The following is a 26,123-nucleotide window of genomic DNA, read 5'->3' on the forward strand; positions in this document are numbered from 1 at the left end:
CCGTTCATGACCTTGCCGGATCAGACCTCATCGCAGCCCGGACCCCGGACCACGATCCAGAACGTGCTGGAGGTGATCCGGCTGACCTTGGGCGAACTGCGCAAGTCCGACCGCAAGGTCGCCGACCTCATCCTGGCCGATCCCCAGCGCATCCTCAACGCCACGGTGGCGGAGACGGCGCTCGCCGCCGGGGTGAGCGAGCCCACGGTCATCCGTTTCTGTGCCGCCATCGGCTGCAACGGCTTCCAGGATTTCAAGCTGCGCCTGGCCCAGAGCCTGGCGTTGGGCACGCCGGCCACCCATTCGGTGCTGCTCGGCACCGATACGCCGGAAACCGTGGTCGAGAAGATCTTCGACTACACCATCACCAGCCTGGATTGGGCGCGCCATCATCTCGACAAGGCGGCTTTGGCCCGGGCGATCGACATCCTGGAGAAGGCGACGGCCATCGAATTCTTCGGCCTGGGCGCTTCGGGCGTGGTGGCGCGCGATGCCCAGCAGAAATTCCCGCTGTTCGGTGTGCCCTGCGGGGCCCAGCACGATACCCACCAGCAGATCATGGTCGCCTCGATGATGAAGCCGGGCGATGTGGCGGTGGTGATCTCCCACACCGGGCGTTCGCGCTCGATCATCGAGGTAGCCCGCACTGCGCGCGAGAACGGGGCCAAGGTCATCGGCCTGACCGGGTTCGAGACCTCGCTCGCCAGCCATTGCGACGTGGCCTTGCTGGTGGAGACGCTCGACAACACGAACATCTACACCCCCACCACCTCGCGCATCGCCGCCCTGGTGGTGATCGACGTGCTGTCGACCGCGGTGGCACTACGCCGCGACGAGGCCCATGTCCGGCGCTTCCAGGCGATGAAGCGCAAGCTCGCCGAATACCGCATCGGTGAATAAGGGAGATGTGGAAACCGGCGGACGAAGGCGGCCGGGGGTTGTGAGCAGCCCCTCAGGGGCGCTATGGCTATGGCGTTTTGCGATTTGACGGAATCACCAAGAATCGCAAAGACGCGTCAAAACAATGAGTTAGAGTAAAGCGGCGGTTACGTGTAAACGCGCTTTGCTCTAGGACGAAACCGGAATCACTGCTTGAGATGAAGATCGAAATCGAGATGGGCGTCGCGTCTGCCGCCGGCAGTGCGCCTGCAATGCTCGACATCGAGGAATTGCTGGCCACGCGCCTGCTCGTGCAGGGCAATTCGGGTTCCGGCAAATCGCATCTCCTGCGCCGGCTGCTCGAGCAGAGCGCTCCGCATGTCCAGCAGGTCATCATCGACCCCGAGGGCGAGTTCGCCAGCCTGTCGGATCGCTACGGCCATGTCGTCATCGACGGCGAACGCAGCCTGGCCGAACTCGAGCACATCGCCCAGCGCGTGCGCCAGCACCGGGTCTCGGCGGTGCTGGTCTTGGAGAGCCTCGACGCCGAGATGCAGATGAAGGCGGCCGCCGCCTTCCTCAACGCCCTGTTCGACGCCGAGCGCGACTTCTGGTTCCCGATGCTGGTGGTCGTCGACGAGGCCCAGCTTTTTGCGCCCGCCGCTTCCGGCGATGTCGGGGAGGAGGCGCGCAAGGTCTCGCTCGGCGCCATGACCAACCTGATGTGCCGCGGCCGCAAGCGCGGCCTTGCCGGCATCATCGCCACCCAGCGCCTAGCCAAGCTGGCCAAGAACGTCGCCGCCGAGGCGTCCAACTTCCTGATGGGGCGCACCTTTCTCGACATCGACATGGCGCGCGCCGCCGACCTGCTCGGCCTCGATCGGCGCCAGGCCGAGACTTTCCGGGAACTGCAGCGCGGCCAGTTCGTGGCGCTCGGCCCGGCCTTGTCACGCCGTCCGCTTCCCATCAAGGTCGGCCCGGTGGAGACGCGCCCCAAGGTGGCGACGCCCAAGCTGACGCCGCTGCCGGAAGGGGGCGAGGCGGCGCGCGATCTCATCCTGGCGCCCGTGCCGATGGCGGCGCCGCGTCCGCGCCCCGAGCGCCGCGTGGTGACACCGCCGCCGATGTCGACCACCGAGATCCTCGAGCAGCTCGTGCGCGAGAGGCCTGCGGAAGCCATCGGCGAGGAAGCCTTGCCTGCCATGCTGCCTGCCGAGCTGCAGCAGGCCCATGCCCGCATCGCCTTTGCGATCATGCAGGAGCCGGATGCGAGTTTCCGCACCGATGCCGTGCTCTATCAGGATTTCATCGTGCGCTGCCGCATCGAGCGGCTTGGCGGCTCGCCGCCCGCCATGGCCGAGTTCAAATTCCTGCTCAGCGCAGCCCGCGCCGGTCTCGATCCCGACGGTATCGACCAGGAGCAATGGCAGCGTGCGCTCGATCACGCCCGCCTTGTGCCGGCTGACCTCCAGGCCGTGTTCCTGATTCTCGCGGCGGCGGCGATGACGGGGCTGCCATGCCCTCCGGACGCCGAAATCGCCAGGCGCTGCGGCAGCCATTCGGCGGGCCGTGCCCGCAGCCAGATCCGCCATCTGCAGAATGCGGACTTCGTGATGACTCGCGTCGACATGCGTGGCGCGCGCATCGCCGTGATTCCCGATCTTGGCTGGGAGACTGCGCCCGGCGATCCCAATGGCCCTGCGCTCGACAGGGATGGCCTAGCCGCCGCCGAGTGACGACGGCTCCTGCATCAGCCGCAGGAGACCTCGTACTATCCGGAAGCATTAGTGTGGCGATGACCAAAAGCCCCCTAGGATGAGCGTAATAAACCAAAGCAGGCCTGAAATTCATCTGACTCTGTCGATATAATCGTGGCATAGAGCTAATCGGTTGATGGCTCCTCCAATTCAAATATGAGCGGATGATGTCTACCCAGATCGTTCCCCTGATCGTTTGCGGCGGCTCCGGAACGCGGTTGTGGCCGGCCTCGCGGGCCAGCCGACCCAAGCAGTTCCTGCCTTTATTCGGTGATCTCTCGACCTTCCAGGAAACGATGCGGCGTGTAAGCGGCGCCGAGCTGTTCGGCCGGCCCGTCATCGTCACCAACCAGGACCACCGCTTCCTGGTGGCCGACCAGTTGCTGTCCATCGGCGTCGAGGCCGATATCGTGCTCGAGCCCGAGGCGCGCGATTCCGGCCCGGCCATTGCTGCCGGCGCGGCTTTCATCGCTGCGCGCGACGGCGCCAAGACCCCGGTTCTGACGCTGGCCGCCGACCACCGCGTGCGCGATATCGAAGGCTTCCGCGCCGCCTGCGTGGCGGCGCGTCGTGGTGCTGCCAAGAAGAGCATCGTCACTTTCGGCGTGGTGCCCAACCAGCCCGCCACCGGCTATGGCTATATCGAGGCCGGCGAGCCCCTGGTCGACGGCGTCATGAAGGTGCGCCGCTTCGTCGAAAAGCCCGATGCCGAGACCGCCACGCGCTATGTGCGCGAAGGCTATCTGTGGAACTCCGGCAATTTCCTGTTCGAGGCCGGTTTCTTCCTCTCTGAATATGCCCGCTGCGAGCCCGATACCATCGAGGCGGTGAACGAGGCGGTCGCCAAGGCCAAGCTCGACCTCGGCTTCCTGCGCCTCGATGCCGAGGCCTTTGCCCGTTGCGGCAAGCGCTCGGTCGACTATGCCGTGATGGAGAAGACCCAGGCCGCCGCCGTGGTGCCGGCGAGCTTCGACTGGTCGGATGTCGGCTCCTGGGGGGCGGTGCGCGAGCTCTCGCCGCAGGACGAGGCCGGCAACGCCAAGCTGGGCGAAGCGCTGTTCGTCAATGCCCGCAACAATCTGGTGTCTTCGGAGCGCCAGCTCGTCTGCGTCGTCGGCCTGGACGACCTTGCCGTCATCACCACCGGCGATGCCGTGCTGGTGGCCCGCCGCGACGATGCCGCCGGCATCAAGGCGCTGGTCGAGAAGCTCAAGCAGAGCCATAACGGCCTGACCCAGGACCATCTGCAGTCCTACCGTCCGTGGGGGCACTACAAGTCGCTCGATCTCGGTGCGCGCCACCAGGTCAAGCGCATCGTGGTCAAGCCCGGCGGCCAGCTCTCCCTGCAGAAGCACCATCACCGTTCCGAGCACTGGATCGTGGTGCGCGGCGTCGCCAATGTCAGCATCAACGGCCAGATCAAGACGCTGCATGAGAACGAGTCGATCTATATCCCGATCGGCTCGACCCATCGGCTGGAGAATCCCGGCAAGATCGAGCTCGAACTGATCGAAGTGCAGACCGGTTCCTATCTCGGCGAGGACGACATCATCCGCATCGAGGACATCTACAATCGCGCCGCGTCCTGAGGCGCCAATAAACCTTCTCCCCTTGTGGGAGAAGGTGGCGCGCAGCGCCGGATGAGGGGTTGATGGAACCTAACAATTCTTGGTGACCTCTCCGGAGGTGACCTAGATGGGTCGCAAAACCCCTCATCCGTCCCTTCGGGACACCTTCTCCCGCAAGGGGAGAAGGTTAGGGTAGCGCCTTTGCGTGCTGCCCCTACCAGCAGGTGTAGCCGCCATCGACGGTGACGATCGAGCCGGTCATCAGGCTGGCGGCATCGGAAGCCAGGAACTGCACGGCGGAGGCGATTTCCTCCGGCTCGCCCATCCGCCCCTGCGGTGTCATCTCCAACCAGGTCTTGAACATTGCCGCATTGGCCGGGTCCGTCGCGGCATAGGCAGTCAGCGGCGTGTTGATATAGGTCGGCGCCACCGAGTTGACGCGTACGCCGCGCAGGCCCCATTCCGCCGCCAGGGACTTGGTGAGGTGATGCACACCGGCCTTGGAGGCGTTGTAGTAGGACTGCTCCTGCGGTTTGTTGACGATGATGCCGGACATCGAGCCGATATTGATGATCGAGCCCTTTCTGGCGGCCAGCATGTGCTTGCCGAAGGCGCGGCAGCACCAGAACACGCCATTCAGATTGACGTCGAGCACGTTGAGCCAATGCTCGTCGGCGACGTCCTCGGCCGGGGTCATCGAGCGGGCGATGCCGGCATTGTTGACCAGGATCTCGACGGTGCGGCCCTTGGCGGCGAGGTCGTCGGCCACGGCGGTCACTTCCGCCGAATTGGTGACGTCCATCTTCACCGTCTCGGCCTTGTAGCCCTTGGCTGCGAGGGCGGCCTGCCCCTCTGCCGCGACCTTCATGTCGAAATCGGCGATGACCACTTCGGCCCCGAACTCGGCCAGGGCTTCGGCGCAGGCCAGGCCTATGCCACGCCCGCCGCCCGTGACGAGGGCATGCCGGCCAGTGAGATCGAGTTTCTTCTTATACATCGCGGATCCTTTCCATGCGTCGCTCCCGTTTGCTGCATCGATTTTGCAAACGGGACAAAAGCCCGTGCAGTTACGGATCAATCTAATGCGGCATGCCGATTCGACGAAGTCAATCCTGCATTGGCCCTACAATTGGACGGGCATTTCGTGGGCTGTCTTCAAAGCCGAATCGAACGTCACAGGAAGCTCGACCTTCGTCATCACCGGACATCTCGTCCTCCACCGGACGAGGTGTCCGGTGTAGATCCAGGGGCCACAATCTCGACGGGTTGCGCCAAGCCGGATGCCCGGGACAAGCCCCGGGCATGACAAAAGTTGGAGCCCTTTCCGGTTCCGTCGCGAATTTTGAGTCCGTCTCTGGAGACCTGCCCTCCAGAATCAGGCGAGGGACAGGCCCTTGTCGTCGAAGCGATGCAGGCGGTCGGGCTGCGGCGTGAGATAGATGGTATCGCCGGTGGTGAGGCTGAACTCGCCGGGTGCTCGCGCGGTGACGCGGGTGCCCTCGTCGAGATCGACATAGAAGAAGGTGTCCGAGCCCAGATGCTCGGAGATCGAGATCTTGCCCTTCCATTGCCCCTCGCTCGGGGACAGGTTGAGATGCTCGGGACGGATGCCGATGGTGGTGGCGTTGTAGTTTGCCGCCGCGCCATCCTTGAGGAAGTTCATCTTGGGCGAACCGATGAAGCCGGCGACGAACAGGTTCCTGGGCTTGTTGTAGAGCTGGAGCGGCGAGCCGACCTGCTCGACATTGCCGGCATTGAGCACCACGATCTTGTCGGCCATGGTCATGGCCTCGACCTGGTCGTGGGTGACGTAGATCATCGTGGTCTTCAGATCCTTGTGGAGCTGCGAGATCTCGATGCGCATGTTGACGCGCAGCGCCGCGTCGAGGTTCGACAAGGGCTCGTCGAACAGGAAGGCCTTGGGCGAACGCACGATGGCGCGGCCGATGGCGACGCGCTGGCGCTGGCCGCCCGAGAGCTGGCGCGGCTTGCGGTCGAGATAATTGGTGAGGTTGAGCGAGGCGGCGGCCTTGGCGACCTTCTGGTCGATGACGTCCTTGCTCTCGCCCGCCATCTTCAAGGCGAAGGCGATGTTGTTGCGCACGCTCATATGCGGGTAGAGCGCGTAGGACTGGAACACCATGGCCAGCCCTCGCTTGGACGGCGGGGCCTGTGCCATGTCGACGCCGTCGATCTTGATCTCGCCCGAGGTGGTGTCCTCCAGGCCGGCGATCAGGCGCAGCAAAGTGGACTTGCCGCAGCCCGACGGACCGACGAAGACCACGAACTCGCCATCCTCGATGTCGAGGTCGAGATCGGGAATGATCACGACTTCACCGAAGGCCTTGCGCACATTGCGAAGATTGAAGCGGCCCATTTACGCAGCTCCCCATTCTGACATGTTGTTGTTCGTCATTTCACGGCGCCGAAGGTCAGGCCGCGGACGAGTTGTTTTTGCGAGAACCAGCCGAGCACCACGATCGGCAGGATGGCGAGGGTCGAGGCGGCCGACAACGTGGCCCAGAACAACCCCATCTTGGCCGAGTAGCCCGCGATGAACTGCGGCAGCGGCGCGGCGTCGAAAGTGGTCAGGTTCAGGGTCCAGAACGCCTCGTTCCAGGCCAGGATCGTGTTGAGCAAAAGCGTGGAGGCGATGCCGGGGACGGCCATCGGCGTCAGCACATAGACGATCTCGCGCCAGAGCGAGGCGCCGTCCATGCGGGCCGCTTCCAGGATCTCGCCGGGGATCTCCTTGAAATAGGTGTAGAGCATCCACACCACGATCGGCAGGTTCAGTAGGAACAGGACGACCATCACGCTCCAGCGGCTGTCGAGCAGGCCCCAGCGGTTGAAGAGCAGGAAGATCGGCATCAGGGCGCCCACCGCCGGCATCATCTTGGTGGAGAGCATCCACATCAAGAGATCCTTGGTGCGCTTGCCGGGCGCGAAGGCCATGGCCCAGGCGGCCGGAACCGCGAAGATCAGGCCGAGCAGGGTGGAGCCGACCGACAGGAAGATCGAGTTGAGCGCGGCCCTGCCATAGTTGGATTCCGTAAAGATGTTGCGATAGTTCTCCAGCGTCCATTCGAAGAAGACGAATTTTGGCGGCAGGATGCCTGCCTCGCCTTCCGTCTTGAAGCTGGTGATCACCATCCAGAGGATCGGGAAGAAGATCAGGAAGCCGACGATCCAGGCGGCGGCTGTCACGACGACCTTGCGCCGGGTGGAAACTGCGCGTGCCATGGCTCAGGCCTCCAGATTCTTGCCGATCATGCGGACGAGGAAGAAGGCGACGATATTGGCCAGCACCACGGCGACCAGCGCGCCGGCCGAGGCCGCTCCGATATCGTGGTCGCCCGCTTCGGTGAGATAGACCAGGAAGGGCAGATTGGCCGTGTTCAAGCTGCCATTGGTCGTGACCTTGATCTCGGCGAAGATGTTGAGGAGGAAGATGGTCTCGATCAGGATCACCACCGTGATGGCGCGCGAGAGATGCGGCAGCACGATGTAGAAGAAGTAGGAGATCGGCTTGGCGCCGTCGAGCTGGGAGGCTTCCTTCTGTTCCTCGTCCAGCGACTGGATGGCGGTGAGCAGGATCAGGGTGGCGAAGGGCAGCCATTGCCAGGCTACGATGATGATGATCGACAGCAGCGGCCAGTTGGTGAACCAGACGACCACCGGCAGGTGGAGCACCTGCGAGACCCAGGTCAGCATGCCGCCGTCGGCATTCATGAACAGGTTCTTCCAGATCAGCGCGGCCACTGTCGGCATCACGAAGAACGGCGCCAACACCATCAGGCGCACGATGCCCTGGCCGGCGAAGGGCTGATCCATCAGCAGGGCGATCAGGATGCCCCCGACGATGGTGATGGCAAGCACGGAGCCCACGATCAGCAGCGAGACGCCCAGCGACTTGAAGAAGGTGGGGTCCGTCAGAAAGTAGGTATAGTTCCCGAAGCTGTTCCAGTAGAAATTCGTCGGATCGTCGAGCGTATAGTTGTTCAACGAATAATAGATCGTCAGAACGAGCGGAACGATCATCCAGATGAAGAGCATGATGACCGAGGGCGCGACGGCCACCCTGGCGAGCACACGCGTCTGCTGCGTTGCCATCTTGAGGTCCTCCCCACAGACCAAATCTTGAATGTTTCCGAGCAAAGCGCGTTCAGGCTCGACCCCCGTATGTGAGCCCAATCTTTGCTTCGACGCGTCTTGGCTTCTTTGGCGACCCCTTCGAATCCCCAAAAAGCGTTCGTTCTAGTCTTCGAAAGGGGGCTGTCCCGGTGATGAAGAGCCGGGACAGCCAAGTTTCAGGAGGGGCGATGAGCCCCGTCCCGGGAGGAAGGGGTCACTTGATGTAGCCGGCCTTGGTCATGGTGCGGGTCACCAGCTTCTGCGATGCGGCCAGGGCATCGTCGATCGAAGCCGAGCCGGCCAGGGCCGAGGAGAATTGCTGGCCCACCGAGGTGCCCATGCCCTGGAACTCGGGAATGGCGACGAACTGCACGCCGACATAGGGCACCGGCTTGACGGTGGGATGGGTCGGATCAGCCGACATGATCGAATCCAGCGTCAGCTTGGCGAAGGGCGCAGCCTTCTGGTAGTCGGGATTGTTGTAGAGCGAGGTGCGGGTCCCGGGAGGTGCCGCAGCCCAGTTGCCCTCGGTCTTGGCAACCAGGGCCGAATAGTCCTTGCTGGTGGCCCAGGCGATGAACTTCTCGGCGGCTTCCACCTTCTGAGAGCCGGCGGGGACCGCGAGCGACCAGGCCCACAGCCAGTTGGCGTTCTTGCCCTGGCCGGTATTAGGGGCGAGGGCGAAGCCGACCTTGTCGGACACAGTCGACTGCTTGGGGTCGGTCACGAAGCCGGCCGCTACCGTAGCGTCGATCCACATGGCGCATTTGCCCTGGTTGAACAGGGTGAGGTTCTCGTTGAAGCCGTTGGAGGAAGCATCCGGCGGGCCGGCTTCCTTGAGCAGGTTCACATAGAAGGTGAGCGTGGCCTTCCATTCGGGCTGGTCGAACTGGGGCTTCCAGCTTTCGTCGAACCAGCGGGCGCCGAACGAGTTCGACATGGCGGTGAGGAAGGCCATGTTCTCGCCCCAGCCGGCCTTGCCGCGCAGGCAGATGCCATAGGTGTCGGCGGTCTTCAGCTTCTTGGCGGCATCCGCCACGAAGTCCCAGGTCGGGCTGTCGGGCATCTTCAGCCCGGCCTTCTCGAACAGGTCCTTGCGATACATGATCATCGAGGACTCGCCGTAGAACGGAGCGGCGTAGAGCTTGCCTTCATAGGTCAGGCCGTCGCGGATCGGCTTGATCAGGTCATTGGTGTCATAGTTGTCGCCGAGCTTGTCGAGCGAGACCAGCCACCCCTTCTTGGCCCAGATCGGCACTTCATAGGTACCGATGGTGAGGATGTCGAACTGGCCGGCCTTGGTCGCGATGTCGGTCGTCACCTTCTCGCGCAGGGCATTCTCCTCGAGGGTGACCCAGTTCAGCGTGATGTCCGGATTGGCCTTGGTGAAATCCTCCGAAAGCTTCTGCATCCGGACCATGTCGCCATTGTTCACCGTGGCGATCGTCAACGTCTCGGCGGCTCCGGCCACCGTAGACCAGGCGAGGGAAACGCCGCAGGCAAGCGCGCCTGCAAGCGAAATCAGTGATTTTGCCGTTTGCACCAGAACCTCCCGTCAAAAATGCGCACCGCTTGTCACGGCTTGTGGGCGTGGGCAGACGCCCAATACAAGAGCATATTCTCAGCGGCGTGGCTTAATGTCAAGCTGAGTCATGCGCCGGGATCGCGCCTGCTGGGCAGGCAAGCGCCAGCGCGCGCGGAAGAGGGGCCGCGCGTCGGGCGATTTTCGGTTCTGGGCAGGGGTGGGTCTATTCGAGCAGAGCGATGGCCGTCTGTTCGTCGGTGATCAGACCGGAAAGCAGGTCGCCCTTCAGGGCGGCGCGGATCGGGGCGATCTTGCGCTGGCCGGCGGCGACGCCGACCACAGGCACGAGACGCGCCAGCCGGTCCGGGCGGAAGCCGGGCAGGCGCTCGGTATAATCGTTCTGCAGGATGCGGCCGTTGCGGTCGAAGGGCCAGGCGGCGATCTCGCCGATGGCGCCATTCTCGATGAGATAATGCATTTCCTGCTCCAGCACGAAGCCGTCCTGGTGGATTGGAGAGCCGTAGCTGACGTCGCTGACGCCGACATAGACGGCCCGTGCCGTCTCCACCAGATCCTGCAGCAAAGTGTGTACCGGCTGGCTTCTCAGAGCCTGGCAATGCTCGACGGTGTCGGCGAGCACCGGCATTTGCAGCGGGTAGCATTTGGCGTCGAGCTTATCGGCCAGGCGCATCGCGATCTCGAAGGGGCTGACGCAGCCGTCGCGCGCGGCATTGCCGACGATCGAGACCATCTTGAGGTCGGGGCGCGGCTTGGCCGAGATCTCGCGGACCATGCGCAGCAGGGTGCGTCCGGTCGAAAAGCCGAACACGCCCGAGCCGCGCTGGCCGAACTGGGTCTCGAGGATCTGCGCGGCGGCCAGTCCCACGGCTGCGAGCGGGTCGTGCAGGCCGTTCGGTACGACTTCGCAGATGGTCAGGCCGTAGCTGTCGCGCAATTGCTTGGCCAGGGCCGTGCATTCGGCGATGGGGCTCTGGATGCGGAACTCGATCACGCGTTCCGAGACGGCCAGAGCGACCAGGCGCTGCACGCTCTGGCGCGAAATATCGAACTGGGCGGCGATCTCATCCTGGGTCGCCCCGTCGATGTAGTAGAGCCAGGCGGCGCGGGTGGCGAGATCGAGCTTGCGGTTCTGCAGGTCTGCGAGGTCGCTCATGATATCCCATCCCTCTGAGTATTTGCCCAGGCTGGTTGCGAACGCCCAGTTTTATAACCTAGAATGCATTCATCGGGTAGCGGCGCAAGCCTCAGCATCGAGCGACGGTACGATTTTAGTCCTGCGGCGCTCGGGACAGGCCTCGTTGGGGACAATTCCGGCATTGTTGTCAGAACGGCGTCAGCGCAGCTTGTCCAGCAGCGCCCGCAGCGTGCCGCGCTCTGTCTCGCTCAGCGGCGCCAGGGTCAGGTCCGTGACGGCGGAAGCCTTGGCCACTAATTGGACGTAAAGCGCTTCGCCCGAGGCGGAGAGGGAGACGACGAGGCGGCGGCGATCCTCGGCATCGGGCCGGGTTTCGATCAGGCCGCGGCGCGACAGCCGCTCGACCACGCCCTTGACGGTAGCGACGTCCATGGCCGTGAGCCGGCCCAAGAGATTCTGGGAGGAGGTGCCGAGTTCGGCAAGCTTGGCCAGCACCGCCCATTGCATCGGCGTCAGGTCCTCGCCGAGCCCGTCGGAGAACAGGACGGCATGCCGCTGGTAGACCTGCCTCAGAATGAAGCCAATCTGATCGTCCAGTCTGTAATCGGTCATGGCATTCCAAGCAGGATTTCTCGATATTGCCCACGAATGGGCGATATCGAGAAATTCTGCAAGCGTTTGAAATTCTGCAGATTCCTCCCGATCGAGCCCGTGGTTCGATCGGGAGGAATCTGCCTGGAGGCGAATCGAGACGTGGACGCCGAGCCTACTTGTCCACGAAGGCCTTTTCGATCACGAAATCGCCCGGCTCACCATGATTGCCCTCGACGGCCCCGCGTTCCTCCAAAAGGGCCTTGAGGTCGCGCAGCATTTCGGGGCTGCCGCAGATCATCACGCGGTCCTGCTCGATGTCGAGCGGCGGCAGGCCGATATCCTCGAACAGCTTCTCGGACTTGATCAGGTCGGTGATGCGGCCGGTGTTGCGGAAGGCCTCGCGCGTCACCGTCGGATAATAGATGAGCTGCTCGCGCACGGCCTCGCCCAGGAATTCATGGGCGGGAAGCTCGTGGGTGATGCGCTCGCCATAGGCCAGTTCCTGGACCTGGCGGCAACCATGGATCAGCACGATCTTCTCGAAGCGGGCATAGGTCTCCGGATCCTTGATCAGGCTGAGGAAGGGAGCCAGGCCCGTACCGGTACCGACCAGGTAGAGGTAGCGGCCGGGCTTGAGGTTGTCGAGCAGCAGTGTGCCGGTGGCCTTGCGCCCGACGATGATGGCATCGCCTTCCTTCAGATGCTGCAGCCGCGAGGTCAGTGGCCCATCCTGCACCTTGATGGAGAAGAATTCGAGCGTCTCTTCATGATTGGCACTGACCAGGCTGTAGGCGCGCAGCAGGGGGCGGCCATTGACCGGCAGGCCGATCATGGTGAACTGGCCGTTCTCGAAGCGGAATCCCGGATCACGCGTGGTGGTGAAACTGAACAGCCTGTCGGTCCAATGATGGACGCTCAGAACCCGTTCCTCGTTGAAATTGCTCATGCTGGCCGCCTTGCCACTAGGCAGGTTCCTCCTGATCGGGCCGCGGTCCGATCAGGAGGAACCTGCAGGATATCAAACTTTCCAGAGTGTCTTGGCGAGGCTCGTCCATGGGCCTCGCCAGGGCACTCCGTTCAGGTCGTCACTCATTCTCACCGAGGAGATATCCGCAAATAATCTGGCAATCAAATAAATAAACAAGGAATTGCGTGAATTAGAACCGATCCACGGTGGACGTCCTGATTTTAGGCAAAACTCGTTAGTGTGCAAACGAATTTTGCGCGCCAAAAAATGACCCTCTGCAACAAGTCCTTGCCAAAATGTCGGAAGCAGGGCCAAGTATGCAGCTATTGCAGGCACGCCTTCGAATTGCGGTCAGGCGTCGCCGCTTTCAGCCGGACGAGAACAGGAGGGGCAGCCCCGTTCCCGGTCCGGCATCCATCACCCAGGCATGGAGGCTCGGGCAGGCCCGTTCTGCCGGCTCGAGCTAGAGCAAAACGCGTTTGAACGTAAACGCTCGATTGCTCTAACTCCTTGTTTTGACGCGTCTTTGTGATTCTTGATGATGCGTCAGATTGCAAAACGCTTTCGCGACCGACGGCGCCGGATCGCCGCTGCCGCTACCATCATGGAGACGATCTTGAAGAAGCTTTCCTCGAAGACCCTCGGAAGCCTCGGCGCTGCCATCGCCGTTCCCGGGTATGATCGTTCCGCCGTGCGCCCTGGCATCGTGCATTTCGGCCTCGGCAATTTCCATCGCGTTCACCAGGCCGTCTATGTCGATCGCTGCCTGCACAAGCCCGGTAACGAAGGCTGGGGCATCTGCGGCGTCGAACTGATCGACGTCCCCGCCACCCGGGCCAAGACCGAGGCCTACCGCGCCCAGGATTGCCTCTACACCGTCACCGAATATGCGCCGGATGGTGCGGCCAGCACGCGGGTGATCGGCGCCATGGTGGATTATCTGCATGCGCCTGATGATCCGGAAGCCGTGCTGGCCCGCCTCAGCCACGCCGATACCCGCGTCGTCTCCCTGACGATCACCGAAGGCGGCTACAATCTCGACGAGACCACTGGCGTGTTCAAGCTCGATACGCCGGAGGTGGCGCTCGATCTGGCCGGCGGTCTGCCGCGCACGGCCTTCGGCTACATCGTCGAGGCGCTGCGGCGTCGACGCGAACAGGGCACGAAACCGTTCACGGTGATGTCCTGCGACAATCTCCGTCACAATGGCGGCACGGCGCGCAAGGCCATCGTCTCCTTTGCCCGCGCCCGCGACGCGGGGCTTGCGGCCTGGATCGAAGCCGAGGTCGATTTCCCCAATTCAATGGTCGACCGCATCGCGCCGCAGATTCCGCCCGAGGTGAAGGAGCGCCTCAACAAGCGCAGCGACATCGATGACGCCGTGCCCGCTTTGGGCGAAACCTTCAGCCAATGGGTGCTGGAGGACGATTTCCGGGCCGGGCGCCCGCCCTTCGAAGAGGTCGGGGTCGAGATGCGCGACGATGTGCCGGCCTTCGAGTTCATGAAGGGGCGCATGCTCAATGCCTCCCACATCCTGCTGGCCATGCCCGGTATTCTCATGGGCTACCGCATCGTGCACGAGGCGCTCGCCGACACCCGCCTGCATCGGCTCCTGGAAACCTTTCTCGACCGCGACGCCATTCCGCGCATCGAGGGGCCGAAGGGTGTTTCGCTGGAAGAGTACAAGAACGCGGTGCTCGAGCGCTTCTCGAACCCGGCCATCAACGACCAGCTGCTGCGCATCGCCTTCGACACCACGGCCAAGATCCCGGTCTTCCACTCCAAGACCCTGGAAATGCTGCTGGCGGACGGTGGGGATCTTCGGCGCGAGGCCTTCTTCCTCGCCTGTTTCGGCGCCTATCTGACCGGCAAGGACGACAGGGGCGAGGCGTTCGATGTGGTCGAGCCGCGCCTCAGCGAGCAAGACTGGGAGCTCGTCCGCGGCGGCAATCCACTCGACCTGCTGCGCACCAGCCCCTTCGCCAAGCTCGGCCTCGCCGAGCATATGGAATTCGCCAAGTTCTATGCCGGCTATGTCGCCTCCATCCAGGCGACCTCGGCGGGCCAGACCCTGGCGGCGCTGCTGGTCGAGACGGCGTGAGGAGCGGGGGTGCAGCGCGCTCCCTTCCCCTCGGGGGGAGGTCACCTTGCGGGCGGCATGAGCCGATGGAGTAGTAGCGCCGGAGAATCCGGCATTCGATCGGCCTCCCGTTTCATGGCCGTTGCTCAGACTGCCCGAACTTCGGTAAGCCGCCTGACGGCATGCTCGTCATCCCAGCAGACGGCGGCTTCCCATGCGGCGGACGCCTGCGCAGCGATGTCATAGGCGTTGCCGTCGAGGCCGGCGGCGTTGTGAGGCAGAGCCAGGTCGAGGTCGGGGACGTCGACATGCGACTCGTCCCAGTCGATCAGCGCGACCCGATCCGCGGTCATGCGGATGTTGCGCGGATTGGGATCACCATGGACGACGCAGGTCCCACACCCGATCAGCCGTGCCCATGCAGCCCGGCATCGGGCAACGCCCTCCGACGGCATCGCGGTGAGATCGATCCTCGTCCCGGTCTCGGCGCTCAGGAGGTCGATCGACGATCGCCAGCCTGGACGCTGCGGCCACCCCTGTGTCACCCGATGCAACCGGCGAAGCACGTCGGCGACGCGACGCCACTCGGCCTGCGTCTCCGGCGGTCCGCCTTCCACATGGGTCATCACCACCAGACCATCTGCGAACAGACGGCCGTCTGTCGTGGGAATCGGCACCGGCACGGTCAGACCTTCACGGTCGAGGTAGCAGAGGAGTTCGGTCTCCCAAGCCAGATCGGCATCGCTCCTGGTACCCAAACGACCGACTGCAAGGTGCCCGCGGACACGTACGCTCCACACATCATTGGCAACGCCGCCGGAAAGCGGTTCGATGCGAGCGACGTCCGCACCCCACTGGCTGAGTGCCTCCCATCCCACTGGCGACCCTTTCGACCAACCACCGGTTCCCAACTCTAGCTCAGGCGCGTGGCACCGCAAGGGAGAAGGCCGTCGCCCTCCATCCTGACAAGCCTCAATCCAGGTTGATCGTCTCGGCGCCCGGCCAGGTGACCTTGTAGCCGAAATTGATGTCCTTGCTGGCGCCGGGGGCGAGATCCACCGTCCAGACCAGCACGCCACGGCGATTGTCGGCGTCGCGCTGGGTCGGTGGGGTCATCTGGGCGGAGGATTCCACTTTGATGTCCTTGTTCTCGGCGACCGGCAGGGCTTCCTCGATCGACAGCTTGATGGCATTGGCGCGGCCATTGCGCAGGCTGATCTTGTAGTCGCGCCTTTCGCTGGTGGTGGGGCGAGCGATGCCGGTGTTGCTTTCCAGCTTGCGCGTCACTGCCCGTTCCACCTTGATGCGATCATCGGCGCCGAAGCCGAGGCGCACGGGTTCTCCCCTGGTGGCGAGCGGCATGGCGGTCTGGCCGGCATAGAGGCCGTCACGATAGATCGAGACGGAACCCGGAAAAAGCGGCGTATCCTCGCCATTGCTGAAGCTGGCCTCGAGGAAGGCCGTCTGCTGCAGGGAGGGGACGGCACGCGCCACGATTTCCGGCGTGAGCGTGGCCGAGGCGAGGCGCAATGCCTTGGAACCCGGCCCCGAGGGCACGCTGGCGCGGGCCGGAAGGGCCCACACGCTCTGGTAGCCGGCCGTGTTGAGCTTTGCCTCGGTCTCTCGCCCCGGCCTTGGCTGGGCCTGCGCCGCTGCGGAAGCTTTCGGTGCCGGGGGCGCTGCGCTCTCTTCGGCACGGCTGCGCGCCAGAGCATCGGCCGGCAGCACGTCATAGTCGGGCTGGAAATTGAGGACATAGCTGGCAAGCTTGGGAGGCGCGGCGCCCGTGGTGGCGCGGGCGGTCGAGATGGTGAGGGCGACGTCGCTCCAGTCCTCGCCGGTCGCTTGCGTGATCTTGGCCCGCCGTACGAGTTCGAGTTCACCCTTCTCGCTGTCGAGGCGGGCATCGTAGAGCGGTGACCAGCCGGCATTGCCGATCAGGTAGGAGACGGCGATGCGGCCTTTCACGGCCTGCTCGGCATTGACGGAGAGGCGGAGCTGCGTGCGCTTCTGGCCCTCGGGCCGACCATCGCGCTGGCTCTGCAGCCTGGCGATGTCCTCGTCGAGATCGCGAATCTTGAGCGCATTCTGGCGCAGTGCCTCATTGACCTCTGCCATGTCGTCGCCGACGGCGTTCCAGGCGCCGCGCAGGGCGGCGACGTTGCTGCCCTCCTTGGCCGCGTTGAAGGTGGCGCCATTGGCGAAGCGTTCGATCAGACCGCGCTTGGCGAGCAGGGCCTTGCCGATCCCGGCCAGGCCGTCGCGCTGATCCTTGAGATCCTGCAGGGTCTTGTTCGCCGCAGCATCGGGTACGGGGCCGTCGCTCAGGGCATTGGCGATGTCGGTTCCCGCCAGGGAGACGCCAGAGGCCTCACGCATGTCGACCCGGATCGAGGCTGCGTCGAGACCTGCGGGCAGATCCTTGGCGACCAGCACATTCTCGCCCGCCGGTATGTCGAATTCGATCACCCGGGTGACCGTGGCGCCGTCGGGATAGACAGAAACGGCATCGATCTTCGACTGCACCCCCAGATCCGCTGCAAAGACCGGCGTGGTACCCAGGAGCAGAAAGGCAGTAAGAGCGAGGCGAGGGACGGGGGACATGACGGATCTCCGTTGCGGGACCGCCATGGGAAGGCAGGATTGCGGCGTGATGGCGACCGCAACCTCGAGCTGTATCGGGGGGAACAGAGAGCGCCGGCCTTGCCGGCGAGGGGGCCGGAAGATCGGCACGTCAAAACCGCATTGCGACCGGCGGGGTGGCGCCGATCGCATGGGGCAATTTGGGATCAGCCGCGCCCGCGTTCGGAAATCACCGGCTTCACGCGCAGCTCGATGAAATTCTCGATTTCCCTCAGCCGGCGGCGGGCGTCGAGGATGTCGGGACCGATGCCGTAGCGCCAGGAGATGTCGGTGCGCCTGACGTCGGCGACCAGCGCCTCGAGGTCGGCAATCCAGCCATCGGCAGCCCTTTCTTCGCGGAAGAAGCCTTCGGCGAGCAAGGTCGGCTTGTAGCGCCGCATGATCACCGTCAACTCGTTGAGCGAGAATTCGGGATGGTACTGGATGCCCCAGAAACGTCCGCCATCATGGCTGATATCGACCGCCTGTACGTCGCTCACCGTGTTGCTGGCAAGCACGATGGCACCTTCCGGCAGCGCCTCGACCTCGTCGCCATGCACGCAAGGGCTGGTGAAGATGGGCGCCTTGCCAGCGTAGAGCGGGTGGTCGCGTCCCTCGGCCGTCAGCGTGATGTCGCGCGCGATGCCAACTTCGCGGCCCTTGGGATTTGATCGTACCGAGCCGCCGGCGGCCACGGTCGCCACCTGCAGGCCCCAGCAGGAACCGAAGAAGGGCGTGCCGGACTTGTAGACCTCGCGGGCCAGCTCGACCTGGCGCATCGATTCGGGCTCGGCCTTCCAGATGTTGAGGCCGGAGCCGGTGATGACGACACCGTCATAGCTTTCGAGGCCGGCGGCATCCGGCAGGTTGGCACCTTCGTCGGCGGGCAGGGCGATGTCGCAGATCGCATCCGGCGCCAGGCTCTTCAGTACCGCCGCATAGGATTCCGACGGCGTGAGGCCGTAGGTCGCGCGGTGACGTTCACGCGCTGCACGGACATTGCCTTCGACGACGAGGAGACGCATTGCTCACCTGTGATCACATTTTGCCGCGACCGGGTTTAGCAGTCCGCGAGCCGGCGGGAAAGGGTGAAGAGTAACGATCCGTACAAGATGGGGGCCGGGGCGGCAAAATGAAGCGTTTGGTATGCGCCCTTGGGAGATTTTTCGGCGCAAACCCGCCGGAGCAAGGTTCCGCTCAGGGAAATGAATCGACGATCTTTATCTCGCCGATGATCGCGGCATTGAAGGCGGGAAGATCTTCGGCCGGGATCCAGTATTCCTGGTGATCCTTGCCACCGGCATCCTGGACCGCATAGCGCTCAAGGAAGGCCTGATCGACGTCAAAACGGGTCACGAAACCGGAGCCGCTGGCCGGTACATTCCAGTCTCGCGCAATCTTCACCGCGTAAGCGTGCGTCGTGACGGGGTAGAAGATGGGCTGGTCCGGCAGGCGTGGCGGAAACGCCTTCATTCCGCTCGCTTGGATCAGCGCCAACTCCGCCGGACCGACTGGACGCCAGAGTGTTACGCCGTCCATATCACATCCTCCCTTTGCCGGCGCCCTGTCGACGACAGCAGGCACCGGCGCCTTGTCAATGATGATCGCTGTCTCAGAAAGTCAGCGCCTTCACCTGCACCACGTTCGGGATGGTGTTGATTTCCTTGAGCAGGGTTTCGCCCACCACCTGGTCGATGCCGACCAGGGCGATGGCATTGCCGCCTTCGAAATCGCGGCCGAACTGCATATGGGCGATGTTGATGCCGTTCTCGCCGAGCAGCGTGCCGATGCGGCCGATGAAGCCGGGGCGATCGTGGTTGGTGATGTAGAGCATGCGTGGCAGCAGGTCCGCCTCCACATTGATGCCCTTGATCTGCACGATACGCGGCTTGGTGCCGGCGATGATGGTGCCGGCCACGGCCCGGGTCAGGTTCTCGGTCTCGACCTCCAGCGTGATCAGGCTGTCGTGGTCGCCCGTCTTCTCGCGCGTGGTCTCCTCGATGACGATGCCGCGCTCGCGCGCGACGCTGGGGGCGGCCACGATGTTGATGTCGGCCAGGGCCGGGCGCAGCAGGCCCGCCACCGCGGCCGACGTCAGTGCCTTGATCTTCATGTGGGCGACATCGCCCTCATAGACGATGCGGATGGTCTTGATGTCGGTCTCGGTGAGCTGGCCGGCAAAGGAGCCGAGCTTCTCGGCAAGCGAGATATAGGGCTTGAGGCGCGGGGCCTCTTCCGCCGTGATCGAGGGGAAGTTGACGGCATTGGAGATGGCGCCGCGCAGGAGGTAGTCCGACATCTGCTCGGCGACCTGCAGGGCGACGTTCTCCTGGGCTTCCGTGGTCGAGGCACCCAGATGCGGCGTGCAGACGACATTGGGCAGGCCGAATAGCGGGTTCGCCGTCGCCGGCTCCTCGACGAAGACATCGAGGGCGGCGCCGGCGACATGTCCGGATCTCAGGAGCTCGGCGAGGGCTTCCTCGTCGACCAGGCCGCCGCGGGCGCAGTTGATGATGCGCACGCCCGGGCGCGTCTTGGCCAGCGCCTCGCGCGACAGGATGTTGCGGGTCTGCGGCGTCATCGGCGTGTGCAGGGTGATGATCTCGGCCCGGGCGAGCAAATCGTCGAGTTCGACCTTCTCGACGCCGAGTTCCAGCGCGCGTTCGGCGCTCAGGAACGGGTCGAAGGCGATGACGCGCATCTTCAGCCCCACCGCGCGGTCGGCGACGATCGAGCCGATATTGCCGCAGCCGATGATGCCGAGCACCTTGCCGGTGATCTCGACGCCCATGAAGCGGTTCTTCTCCCACTTGCCGGCCTGGGTGGAGGCGTCGGCGGCGGGGATCTCGCGGGCCAGCGCGAACATCATGGCGATGGCGTGCTCGGCCGTGGTGATGGAATTGCCGAAGGGCGTGTTCATCACGATCACGCCGCGGGCGGTGGCGGCCGGGATGTCGACATTGTCGACGCCGATGCCGGCACGGCCGATCACCTTGAGGTTGGTGGCCTTGGCGAGGATGGCAGAGGTGACTTTGGTGGCCGAGCGGATGGCAAGGCCGTCATAATTGCCGATGATCTCGGCGAGCTTGTCCTTGTCCTTGCCGAGGGCAGGCTGGAAATCGACCTCGATGCCGCGATCCTTGAAGATCTGGACGGCGGCGGGGGAGAGGGCGTCGGAAATCAGGACTTTGGGAGCAGTCATGGAAGCTCTCCTGGAGCGCGGGCATCTGCCCGCTTATGGAAACGGGATTCTTTGCAGAAGATGATGCTGCTGGGGCCGCCGATCTCTTGTCGGCCTCATTCCGGAAACGTCGTGTTTCCGAAGAGCCGGCAGGATGCCGGCGGTCCCAGGGAAGAATTCAGCCGAGCGTGGCAATTGCCTTGTGGAACGACCAGTCGAGCCAGGGCATCAGGGCCTCGACATCGGCGGTCTCCACCGTGGCGCCGCACCAGATGCGCAGGCCCGGAGGGGCATCGCGATAGGAACCGATGTCGAGCCCCGCCTTCTCAGCCTCGATGGCGGAGGAGAGCGCCTTGGCGAAGGCAGCCTGCCCGTCGGGAGCAAGGGCCGCCACCCTCTCGTCCACCACCTTCAGGCAGACCGAGGTGTTGGAGCGGGTCGCCGGATCCTTGGCCAGGAAGTCGATCCAGGGCGTCTTCTCGACGAAGCGCTCGATGGCGGCGAGATTGGCGTCGGCGCGGGCGATCAGCCCGTCGAGGCTGCCCGTGGCCTTGGCCCAGTTCAGCGCGTCGAGATAGTCCTCCACGCAGAGCATCGACGGCGTGTTGATGGTCTCGCCCTTGAAGATGCCTTCGATCAGCTTGCCGCCCTTGGTCAGACGGAAGATCTTGGGCAACGGCCAGGCCGGCGTATAGCTTTCCAGCCGGGCGACGGCGCGAGGGGAAAGGACGAGCATGCCATGGGCCGCTTCGCCGCCGAGGGCCTTCTGCCAGGAGAAGGTCGTGACGTCGAGCTTGGCCCAGTCGAGACGCTGGGCGAAGGCGGCCGAGGTGGCATCGCAGATGGTCAGGCCTTCGCGATCGGCCGGGATCCAGTCGGCGTTGGGCACGCGCACGCCGGAAGTGGTGCCGTTCCAGGTGAAGACGATGTCGCGGTTCTTGGCGTCGATCTCGCTGATATCGACGATGTCGCCATAGCCGGCCTTGAAGATGCGGGCATCGGTGAGCTTCAGCTGCTTGACGACGTCGGTGACCCATTCGGCGCCGAAGGATTCCCAGGCCAGCACGTCGACGCCGCGGGCGCCGAGCAGCGACCACAGCGCCATCTCGACGGCGCCCGTGTCGGAAGCCGGCACGATGCCGATGCGGTAGTCCGCCGGCACGCCCAGCACGTCACGGGTCAGCTCGATTGCCTGCTCAAGCTTGGTCTTGCCAAGCTTCGCACGATGCGAGCGGCCGAGGGCGGCGGATTTCAGGGCTTCGGGGGTCCATCCGGGGCGCTTGGCGCAGGGGCCGGACGAAAAGTTGACAACAGCGGGCTTGGCCGCTGGCATTGGCAGTGTCATCGCGATGTCTCCATCCTCGCAGATGGGCGTTCCTCGTTGGGGAGGAATGTCCCGCAGCCCGTATGCGCTGCGGCGGGGATGGCGTCAAGAGACTTTTGATGGTCGGATAGAGGAAACTTTGGCGTAAGCCTTTCGATCGCGCGGCCGTGGCAGAAACGCCACGGCCACCCTGGTACTCCCCGTCACTTCACCGAGCCGGCCGTCAGGCCCTTGACGATGTAGCGCTCCAGGAAGATGCCGATCAGAGCGAGCGGGGCGATCGCCGTGGTGGCGAGCGCCGCCATCGACCACCAGTTGATGCCCTGCGAGCCGGTCTGGCTGGCCACCATCACCGGCAACGTCTTGGCATCCGAGGAGGTCAGCAGGGCAGCGAAGAAATATTCGTTCCAGGTCAGCACCAGCGCCAGGATGAAGGCCGCGACCATGCCGGGCAGGGCGATCGGCAGGATGATGTGCCAGAAGGCGCCCCAGAGTGACAATCCGTCGACCAAAGCGGCCTCGTCGAGCTCGGTGGGGATGGTGTCGAACTGGTCGCGCATGATCCAGATCACGATCGGCAGCACGGTGAGGGTGTAGAGTAGGATCAGGCCGATGCGGGTGTCGAGCAAAGCGAGCTCGCGGTAGAGCACCAGGAAGGGCAAAGCCAGCACCACCGGTGGCAGGATCAACTGCGACAGGAAGAAGAAGGAGATGTCGCGGTTGCGCATCCAGCCGAATTTGTACTGGAAGCGGCTGAGGCCATAGGCGGCGAGCGAGCCGATCACCACGGCGAGCAGCGAGGAACCGAGCGAGGTGATCACGCTGTTCAGGAAGCGCGACAGGAATTCCGAGCGCACCGTCGAGGTCGAGCCGAGCGTATCGGGCGACAGGCCGAGCGAGCGCCAGCCCTTCCAGTCGGGCTGGAAGTCGAGCCACGGAATGAGATGGCCCTGGGTGACGTCGACCGCCGATTTCATCGAGGTGGTCAGTGTCCAGTAGATCGGAAACAGGCAGATGAAGGCCCAGGCGACCAGCGCGCCATAGATCAGCACGCGGCTCAGCACGGTGGTCAGGCGAAAGGCGGTGTCGCGGGGCACGGCGGTCGGGATGGTTGTCGTCGTCATGTCGATCCCTTCCCGATCAGCTGCTGCGCTGCATGAAGCGGTTGGCGATGTTCAGGAGCACTGTGACGAAGACGATGATCGCCACCAGATAGAACATCGCCAGCATGGTGCCGTAGCCGACATTCGAGCGGTCCCTATACTCGCGATAGATGAAGCTCGACACGGTGTCCGTCGCCCCGCCCGGGCCGCCGGAGGTGGTGTTGATCACGATGTCTGCGAGCTTGAGCTTGAAGATGATGCGCAGCACGATCGCCGTGATCGAGACGGGCAGCATCAGGGGGAAGATCATCTCCTTGAACTGCTGCCAGCCCGAGGCGCCGTCGATCTTGGAGGCTTCCATCACCTCCTTGGGCAAAGCTTGCAGGCCGGCGAGCAGCAGGATCATCAGGAAGGGGATCGAGACCCAGGCATCCATCGCTTCGATCGAGAGGCGGGCGATCCAGGGCTGGGTAAAGAAGGTCGGCTGCGACCAGCCCAGCTCCCGCATCAGCCGCGCCACCGGCCCGTAGCGATATTCCATCATCGATTTGCCGACCATCCAGCTCACCGCCACGGGGCTGAGCATGAAGGGCAGGAGGAAGGCGACGCGGAAGAATTTGCGGGCCCTGATCTCGGCGTTGAGCAGGAGGGCGAGGCCGAAGGCGATGGCGTATTCCACCAGCACCATCAGCACGTAGAACACCATGTTGGCGAGGGCGTTCCAGAAATCGGGGTCGTGGAAGAGCGCGACGAGGTTGTCGAGCCCGTTGAAGCGCTGGCCGGCGAAGGAGGAGAGATTCCAGTCGGTCAGGGCGATATAGAAGCCGAAAATGGTGGGGAAGATCACCATCGCCACGGTGAACAGCACGGCCGGCAGGATGAACAGCGCCCGCTCGCCCGCTTCCCCGCGCATCAGCACCTGCCCGACGCCGAGCGCCACCGACCACAGCACGAAGGCGTAGAGCACGGGACGCCAATTGTCGAAGCCGAGGGCCAGGCCCTGGTTCTCGTGCAGGAACTGCACCAGGGCGGCAACGACGAGGAGTACGGAGGCCAGGCCGATCAGGACGCGGCCCAGGAGGATGCGGCCGCTCGGGACGGAGCTTGGGATGTGTGTAGCGGTTGCAGACGAGGTCGGCGGCATCTGGTCCCCAGGACGCGAAACAGGATTGAAAAGCGCGGCGCCCGCCTTCTCCCCTTGTGGGAGAAGGTGGCGCGAAGCGCCGGATGAGGGGTGGCTGCGGCAGACTCAGGATAGGTCGCAAGACCCCTCATCCCCCTGCCGGGACCTTCTCCCGCAAGGGGAGAAGGAGATTCTCCTAGCAAGGGAACGTGTTTTCGACTGGACTAGACTACAGCCCCAGCGAGGCCTTGTAGAGCTTGATCTGCTTCTCGCGGCCGATCTGGTCGGTCAGCTTCTCCCAGGCGGCGGCGATCTGGTCGGCGCCTTCCTGGGCCTTGAGCTGGCCCGCATAGATCTTGGCGAGGATGTCCTCGGCCAGGCTGTAATATTGGAAGATGCCGGGGATACGCGGCTCGATCGCTCCGTTGGGGTGGTTGTAGGAGTTGAACTGCGAGTCGAGATAGTTGGAGATGAAGGCCTTGTCGTAGCCGGCCGCCACCCACTCGTCGATATTGTGCTGGCTGTTGCGATAGCACTGGAAGCCTGAGGGATAGACCGCCGTCCACAGCGCCAGGTCCTTGCCACCGAGATGGGCGGCGGCACTCCAGGCGGCTTTGTGTTTCTTCTCGTCCTTGTCGACGCGGGCCATCACATAGACGCCCCAGCCGAGATAGGCCAGATTCGGCGCGAAGTTCGGGCCGCTGGCGAGCTTGTCCCACTTGCCGGTCTTCGAATTGTAGACGTCGTCGGAGCCGGGCAGGATGTCGAAGCCGCATTTGTCGCCGATGACCGAGGAGTCGTTGGTCTTGGCGTTGGAACCGATGTCGCCCCACCACACGCACATCGAGCCGGTGCCGCCGAGGAATTGCTGGAAGCCGGTGGTGTTGGGGTCGGCGTTGAGCTGGTCGGCGGGCTCGGAGGGCAGGGCGTCGAGCACGTCCTGGATGGCGCGCACCCAGGCCGGGTTGTTGATGCGCGGCTTCATGGTGTCGACGTCGAACAGCCAGGCCTTGTCGTCGGGATGCTTGGCATAGGCGGTGGCGCGGCTGCCGAGGAAGTAGAAGCCGAAACCGCCCCAGGCCTTGCAGGCGTCGAGATAGCCATAGGCGTCCTGGCCGTCGACCTGCTTGCCCTTGAGGAATTTGGTCACCGCCTGCACCTGCTGCCAGGTGCGCGGCACCGCCCATTCGGTGCTGTTGCCGGCTTCCTTCCAGGCTTTGGCCAGGACCTCGTCCTTGAAATAGTCGGTGCGGTAGTTGAAATTGTGGGTGTCGCCGTCGATGGTGACGCGATACTGCTTGCCGTCCCAGGTGCCGACGGGCGGCTTGAGGTAGGAGACCAGATCGTCCATGTCGATCTGCTTCTTGACCCAGTCCGGCATTTCCGACGCCAGACCCTTGCCGCAGACGTCGCCCTCGAAGGGGGCGCCCATCTCGAGCAGGTCGAAATCGACCGTGCCGGTGGCGATGGCTTGCTGCAGGCGGGGATTGTAGTCGGCCTGGGCGAGATCGATCCAGTTGATCTTGGCGCCGGTATAGGCCTCCCAGGGTTTGAGGAAGCCGCGGAACAGCAGGTTGTGCAGGTTCTGGTTGTTGAGCCCCATGAAGGAGAGTTCGACGCCCTTGAACTCGCCTTCCTTGATGGAGGCCTTGGTGGCGCCGAGGCAGAGTTCGCCGACCTTCTGCCAGTCCGCATCGGTGGGCGAACCCTTGCCGACGCCGGGGATCTGCAGGATTTTGGCCCTGAGGTCGCTGGCTTCGTCCGCCATGGCCGGCTCGATGGTGGCGGTGACGCCCAGGCTGCCCATCGCGGCCAATGCACCGACGCTTGCGGCGCTCTTGAGCAGCCCGCGGCGGCTCGCCTGCAGGGCGAGAAGATGGTTGTAGTCTTCCGTTTTCACGTCGATTCTCCCGGTCTGGATGGCTCGTCTTGTTCTTGGCTGTCTGGCAGCAGGGATGTTTCTTCGAACCGCTCCGACAACGCGTGGTTGTGGCGGAGCGGCAGGATGCTAGGAAGGCCTTGTTTTCCCGTCAACAAAAAGGTCAGACCATTCCGGTGCACGGGCATCCTGGCGGTTCTTTTTGCAACGCGCGCGATGATTCCAAGAACG

21 protein-coding genes are annotated in these 26,123 nt (G+C 64.0%); 4 read left to right on the top strand and 17 right to left on the bottom strand.

Going from position 1 to position 26,123, the window contains the following annotated elements:
• Positions 1-6: 6 nt before the first annotated feature.
• The 3 genes from QM672_RS13425 to QM672_RS13435 all read left to right on the top strand — a co-directional run bounded on the left by QM672_RS13425 (position 7) and on the right by QM672_RS13435 (position 4,225).
• The gene (locus tag QM672_RS13425) at positions 7-900 is read left to right on the top strand and encodes an SIS domain-containing protein (RefSeq protein WP_415083128.1); all 894 of its coding nucleotides are present in this window, start codon (positions 7-9) and stop codon (positions 898-900) included.
• A gap of 197 nt (positions 901-1,097) precedes the next feature.
• Positions 1,098-2,615, top strand: coding sequence for a helicase HerA domain-containing protein (locus QM672_RS13430; protein ID WP_415083130.1), 1,518 nt, complete (start codon positions 1,098-1,100; stop codon positions 2,613-2,615).
• Positions 2,616-2,803: 188 nt separating this feature from the next.
• A complete protein-coding gene (locus QM672_RS13435; RefSeq protein ID WP_311944768.1) occupies positions 2,804-4,225 on the top strand; it encodes a mannose-1-phosphate guanylyltransferase/mannose-6-phosphate isomerase in 1,422 nt (473 codons plus the stop codon).
• A gap of 193 nt (positions 4,226-4,418) precedes the next feature.
• Here the strand turns inward: QM672_RS13435 and QM672_RS13440 are convergent, their stop codons facing one another.
• From QM672_RS13440 to QM672_RS13475, 8 genes are all read right to left on the bottom strand, one after another.
• On the bottom strand, positions 4,419-5,201 hold the full coding sequence (locus QM672_RS13440; protein WP_311944767.1) for an SDR family NAD(P)-dependent oxidoreductase: 783 nt from the start codon (positions 5,199-5,201) through the stop codon (positions 4,419-4,421).
• Between the two features lie 378 nt (positions 5,202-5,579).
• Positions 5,580-6,581, bottom strand: a complete 1,002-nt coding sequence (locus QM672_RS13445) for an ABC transporter ATP-binding protein (protein WP_311944764.1) — start codon at positions 6,579-6,581, stop codon at positions 5,580-5,582.
• 35 nt (positions 6,582-6,616) lie between these two features.
• Positions 6,617-7,447 carry a carbohydrate ABC transporter permease gene (locus QM672_RS13450; RefSeq protein WP_311944762.1) on the bottom strand — a complete coding sequence of 277 codons (831 nt, stop codon included), beginning with the start codon at positions 7,445-7,447 and terminating at the stop codon, positions 6,617-6,619.
• 3 nt (positions 7,448-7,450) lie between these two features.
• Entirely contained in the window at positions 7,451-8,317 is an 867-nt protein-coding gene (locus tag QM672_RS13455; protein ID WP_311944760.1) for a carbohydrate ABC transporter permease, read from the bottom strand.
• Positions 8,318-8,552: 235 nt separating this feature from the next.
• The gene (locus tag QM672_RS13460; RefSeq protein ID WP_376717795.1) at positions 8,553-9,860 is read right to left on the bottom strand and encodes an ABC transporter substrate-binding protein; all 1,308 of its coding nucleotides are present in this window, start codon (positions 9,858-9,860) and stop codon (positions 8,553-8,555) included.
• A gap of 226 nt (positions 9,861-10,086) precedes the next feature.
• On the bottom strand, positions 10,087-11,037 hold the full coding sequence (locus tag QM672_RS13465) for a sugar-binding transcriptional regulator (protein WP_311944759.1): 951 nt from the start codon (positions 11,035-11,037) through the stop codon (positions 10,087-10,089).
• A 180-nt stretch (positions 11,038-11,217) separates the two neighbouring features.
• A complete protein-coding gene (locus tag QM672_RS13470; RefSeq protein ID WP_311944758.1) occupies positions 11,218-11,631 on the bottom strand; it encodes a MarR family winged helix-turn-helix transcriptional regulator in 414 nt (137 codons plus the stop codon).
• 154 nt (positions 11,632-11,785) lie between these two features.
• Positions 11,786-12,559: a ferredoxin--NADP reductase gene (locus QM672_RS13475; protein WP_311944756.1), complete on the bottom strand. Its 774-nt coding sequence runs from the start codon at positions 12,557-12,559 to the stop codon at positions 11,786-11,788.
• A 637-nt stretch (positions 12,560-13,196) separates the two neighbouring features.
• Between QM672_RS13475 and QM672_RS13480 the strand changes: the two genes are divergently transcribed.
• Positions 13,197-14,681, top strand: a complete 1,485-nt coding sequence (locus tag QM672_RS13480; RefSeq protein WP_415083135.1) for a mannitol dehydrogenase family protein — start codon at positions 13,197-13,199, stop codon at positions 14,679-14,681.
• 125 nt (positions 14,682-14,806) lie between these two features.
• On the opposite strand, the gene QM672_RS13485 is transcribed toward QM672_RS13480, so the two are convergent.
• The 9 genes from QM672_RS13485 to QM672_RS13525 all read right to left on the bottom strand — a co-directional run bounded on the left by QM672_RS13485 (position 14,807) and on the right by QM672_RS13525 (position 25,913).
• Positions 14,807-15,538, bottom strand: a complete 732-nt coding sequence (locus QM672_RS13485; protein ID WP_415083163.1) for a phosphotransferase enzyme family protein — start codon at positions 15,536-15,538, stop codon at positions 14,807-14,809.
• 94 nt (positions 15,539-15,632) lie between these two features.
• Complete coding sequence (locus QM672_RS13490; protein ID WP_415083137.1) at positions 15,633-17,264, bottom strand: mucoidy inhibitor MuiA family protein; 1,632 nt, start codon at positions 17,262-17,264, stop codon at positions 15,633-15,635.
• A 185-nt stretch (positions 17,265-17,449) separates the two neighbouring features.
• Positions 17,450-18,307 (bottom strand): type 1 glutamine amidotransferase, encoded by an 858-nt coding sequence (locus QM672_RS13495; protein ID WP_311932921.1) that lies wholly within the window; start codon positions 18,305-18,307, stop codon positions 17,450-17,452.
• A 172-nt stretch (positions 18,308-18,479) separates the two neighbouring features.
• Entirely contained in the window at positions 18,480-18,821 is a 342-nt protein-coding gene (locus QM672_RS13500; RefSeq protein ID WP_311932919.1) for an ADP-ribosylation/crystallin J1, read from the bottom strand.
• A 73-nt stretch (positions 18,822-18,894) separates the two neighbouring features.
• On the bottom strand, positions 18,895-20,484 hold the full coding sequence (serA, locus tag QM672_RS13505) for a phosphoglycerate dehydrogenase (protein WP_311932918.1): 1,590 nt from the start codon (positions 20,482-20,484) through the stop codon (positions 18,895-18,897).
• A 157-nt stretch (positions 20,485-20,641) separates the two neighbouring features.
• A complete protein-coding gene (locus tag QM672_RS13510) occupies positions 20,642-21,808 on the bottom strand; it encodes a phosphoserine transaminase (protein WP_311932917.1) in 1,167 nt (388 codons plus the stop codon).
• A 182-nt stretch (positions 21,809-21,990) separates the two neighbouring features.
• Positions 21,991-22,911: a carbohydrate ABC transporter permease gene (locus tag QM672_RS13515; RefSeq protein ID WP_311932916.1), complete on the bottom strand. Its 921-nt coding sequence runs from the start codon at positions 22,909-22,911 to the stop codon at positions 21,991-21,993.
• A gap of 16 nt (positions 22,912-22,927) precedes the next feature.
• The gene (locus QM672_RS13520) at positions 22,928-24,034 is read right to left on the bottom strand and encodes a carbohydrate ABC transporter permease (protein WP_415083140.1); all 1,107 of its coding nucleotides are present in this window, start codon (positions 24,032-24,034) and stop codon (positions 22,928-22,930) included.
• Between the two features lie 208 nt (positions 24,035-24,242).
• Positions 24,243-25,913 carry a sugar ABC transporter substrate-binding protein gene (locus QM672_RS13525; RefSeq protein WP_415083142.1) on the bottom strand — a complete coding sequence of 557 codons (1,671 nt, stop codon included), beginning with the start codon at positions 25,911-25,913 and terminating at the stop codon, positions 24,243-24,245.
• Between the last annotated feature and the right edge of the window lie 210 nt (positions 25,914-26,123).

The organism is Labrys sp. (in: a-proteobacteria), from assembly GCF_047605565.1.
GTDB classification, from domain to species: Bacteria; Pseudomonadota; Alphaproteobacteria; order Rhizobiales; family Labraceae; genus Labrys; species Labrys neptuniae.

Excerpts from the sequence above, each read along its gene's own strand:
- QM672_RS13425 (WP_415083128.1), top strand. The coding sequence starts at position 7 with ATGACCTTGCCGGATCAGACCTCATCGCAGCCCGGACCCCGGACCACG.
- QM672_RS13430 (WP_415083130.1), top strand. The coding sequence starts at position 1,098 with ATGAAGATCGAAATCGAGATGGGCGTCGCGTCTGCCGCCGGCAGTGCG.
- QM672_RS13435 (WP_311944768.1), top strand. The coding sequence starts at position 2,804 with ATGTCTACCCAGATCGTTCCCCTGATCGTTTGCGGCGGCTCCGGAACG.
- QM672_RS13440 (WP_311944767.1), bottom strand. The coding sequence starts at position 5,201 with ATGTATAAGAAGAAACTCGATCTCACTGGCCGGCATGCCCTCGTCACG.
- QM672_RS13445 (WP_311944764.1), bottom strand. The coding sequence starts at position 6,581 with ATGGGCCGCTTCAATCTTCGCAATGTGCGCAAGGCCTTCGGTGAAGTC.
- QM672_RS13450 (WP_311944762.1), bottom strand. The coding sequence starts at position 7,447 with ATGGCACGCGCAGTTTCCACCCGGCGCAAGGTCGTCGTGACAGCCGCC.
- QM672_RS13455 (WP_311944760.1), bottom strand. The coding sequence starts at position 8,317 with ATGGCAACGCAGCAGACGCGTGTGCTCGCCAGGGTGGCCGTCGCGCCC.
- QM672_RS13465 (WP_311944759.1), bottom strand. The coding sequence starts at position 11,037 with ATGAGCGACCTCGCAGACCTGCAGAACCGCAAGCTCGATCTCGCCACC.
- QM672_RS13470 (WP_311944758.1), bottom strand. The coding sequence starts at position 11,631 with ATGACCGATTACAGACTGGACGATCAGATTGGCTTCATTCTGAGGCAG.
- QM672_RS13475 (WP_311944756.1), bottom strand. The coding sequence starts at position 12,559 with ATGAGCAATTTCAACGAGGAACGGGTTCTGAGCGTCCATCATTGGACC.
- QM672_RS13490 (WP_415083137.1), bottom strand. The coding sequence starts at position 17,264 with ATGTCCCCCGTCCCTCGCCTCGCTCTTACTGCCTTTCTGCTCCTGGGT.
- QM672_RS13495 (WP_311932921.1), bottom strand. The coding sequence starts at position 18,307 with ATGCGTCTCCTCGTCGTCGAAGGCAATGTCCGTGCAGCGCGTGAACGT.
- QM672_RS13500 (WP_311932919.1), bottom strand. The coding sequence starts at position 18,821 with ATGGACGGCGTAACACTCTGGCGTCCAGTCGGTCCGGCGGAGTTGGCG.
- serA (WP_311932918.1), bottom strand. The coding sequence starts at position 20,484 with ATGACTGCTCCCAAAGTCCTGATTTCCGACGCCCTCTCCCCCGCCGCC.
- QM672_RS13510 (WP_311932917.1), bottom strand. The coding sequence starts at position 21,808 with ATGACACTGCCAATGCCAGCGGCCAAGCCCGCTGTTGTCAACTTTTCG.
- QM672_RS13515 (WP_311932916.1), bottom strand. The coding sequence starts at position 22,911 with ATGACGACGACAACCATCCCGACCGCCGTGCCCCGCGACACCGCCTTT.
- QM672_RS13520 (WP_415083140.1), bottom strand. The coding sequence starts at position 24,034 with ATGCCGCCGACCTCGTCTGCAACCGCTACACACATCCCAAGCTCCGTC.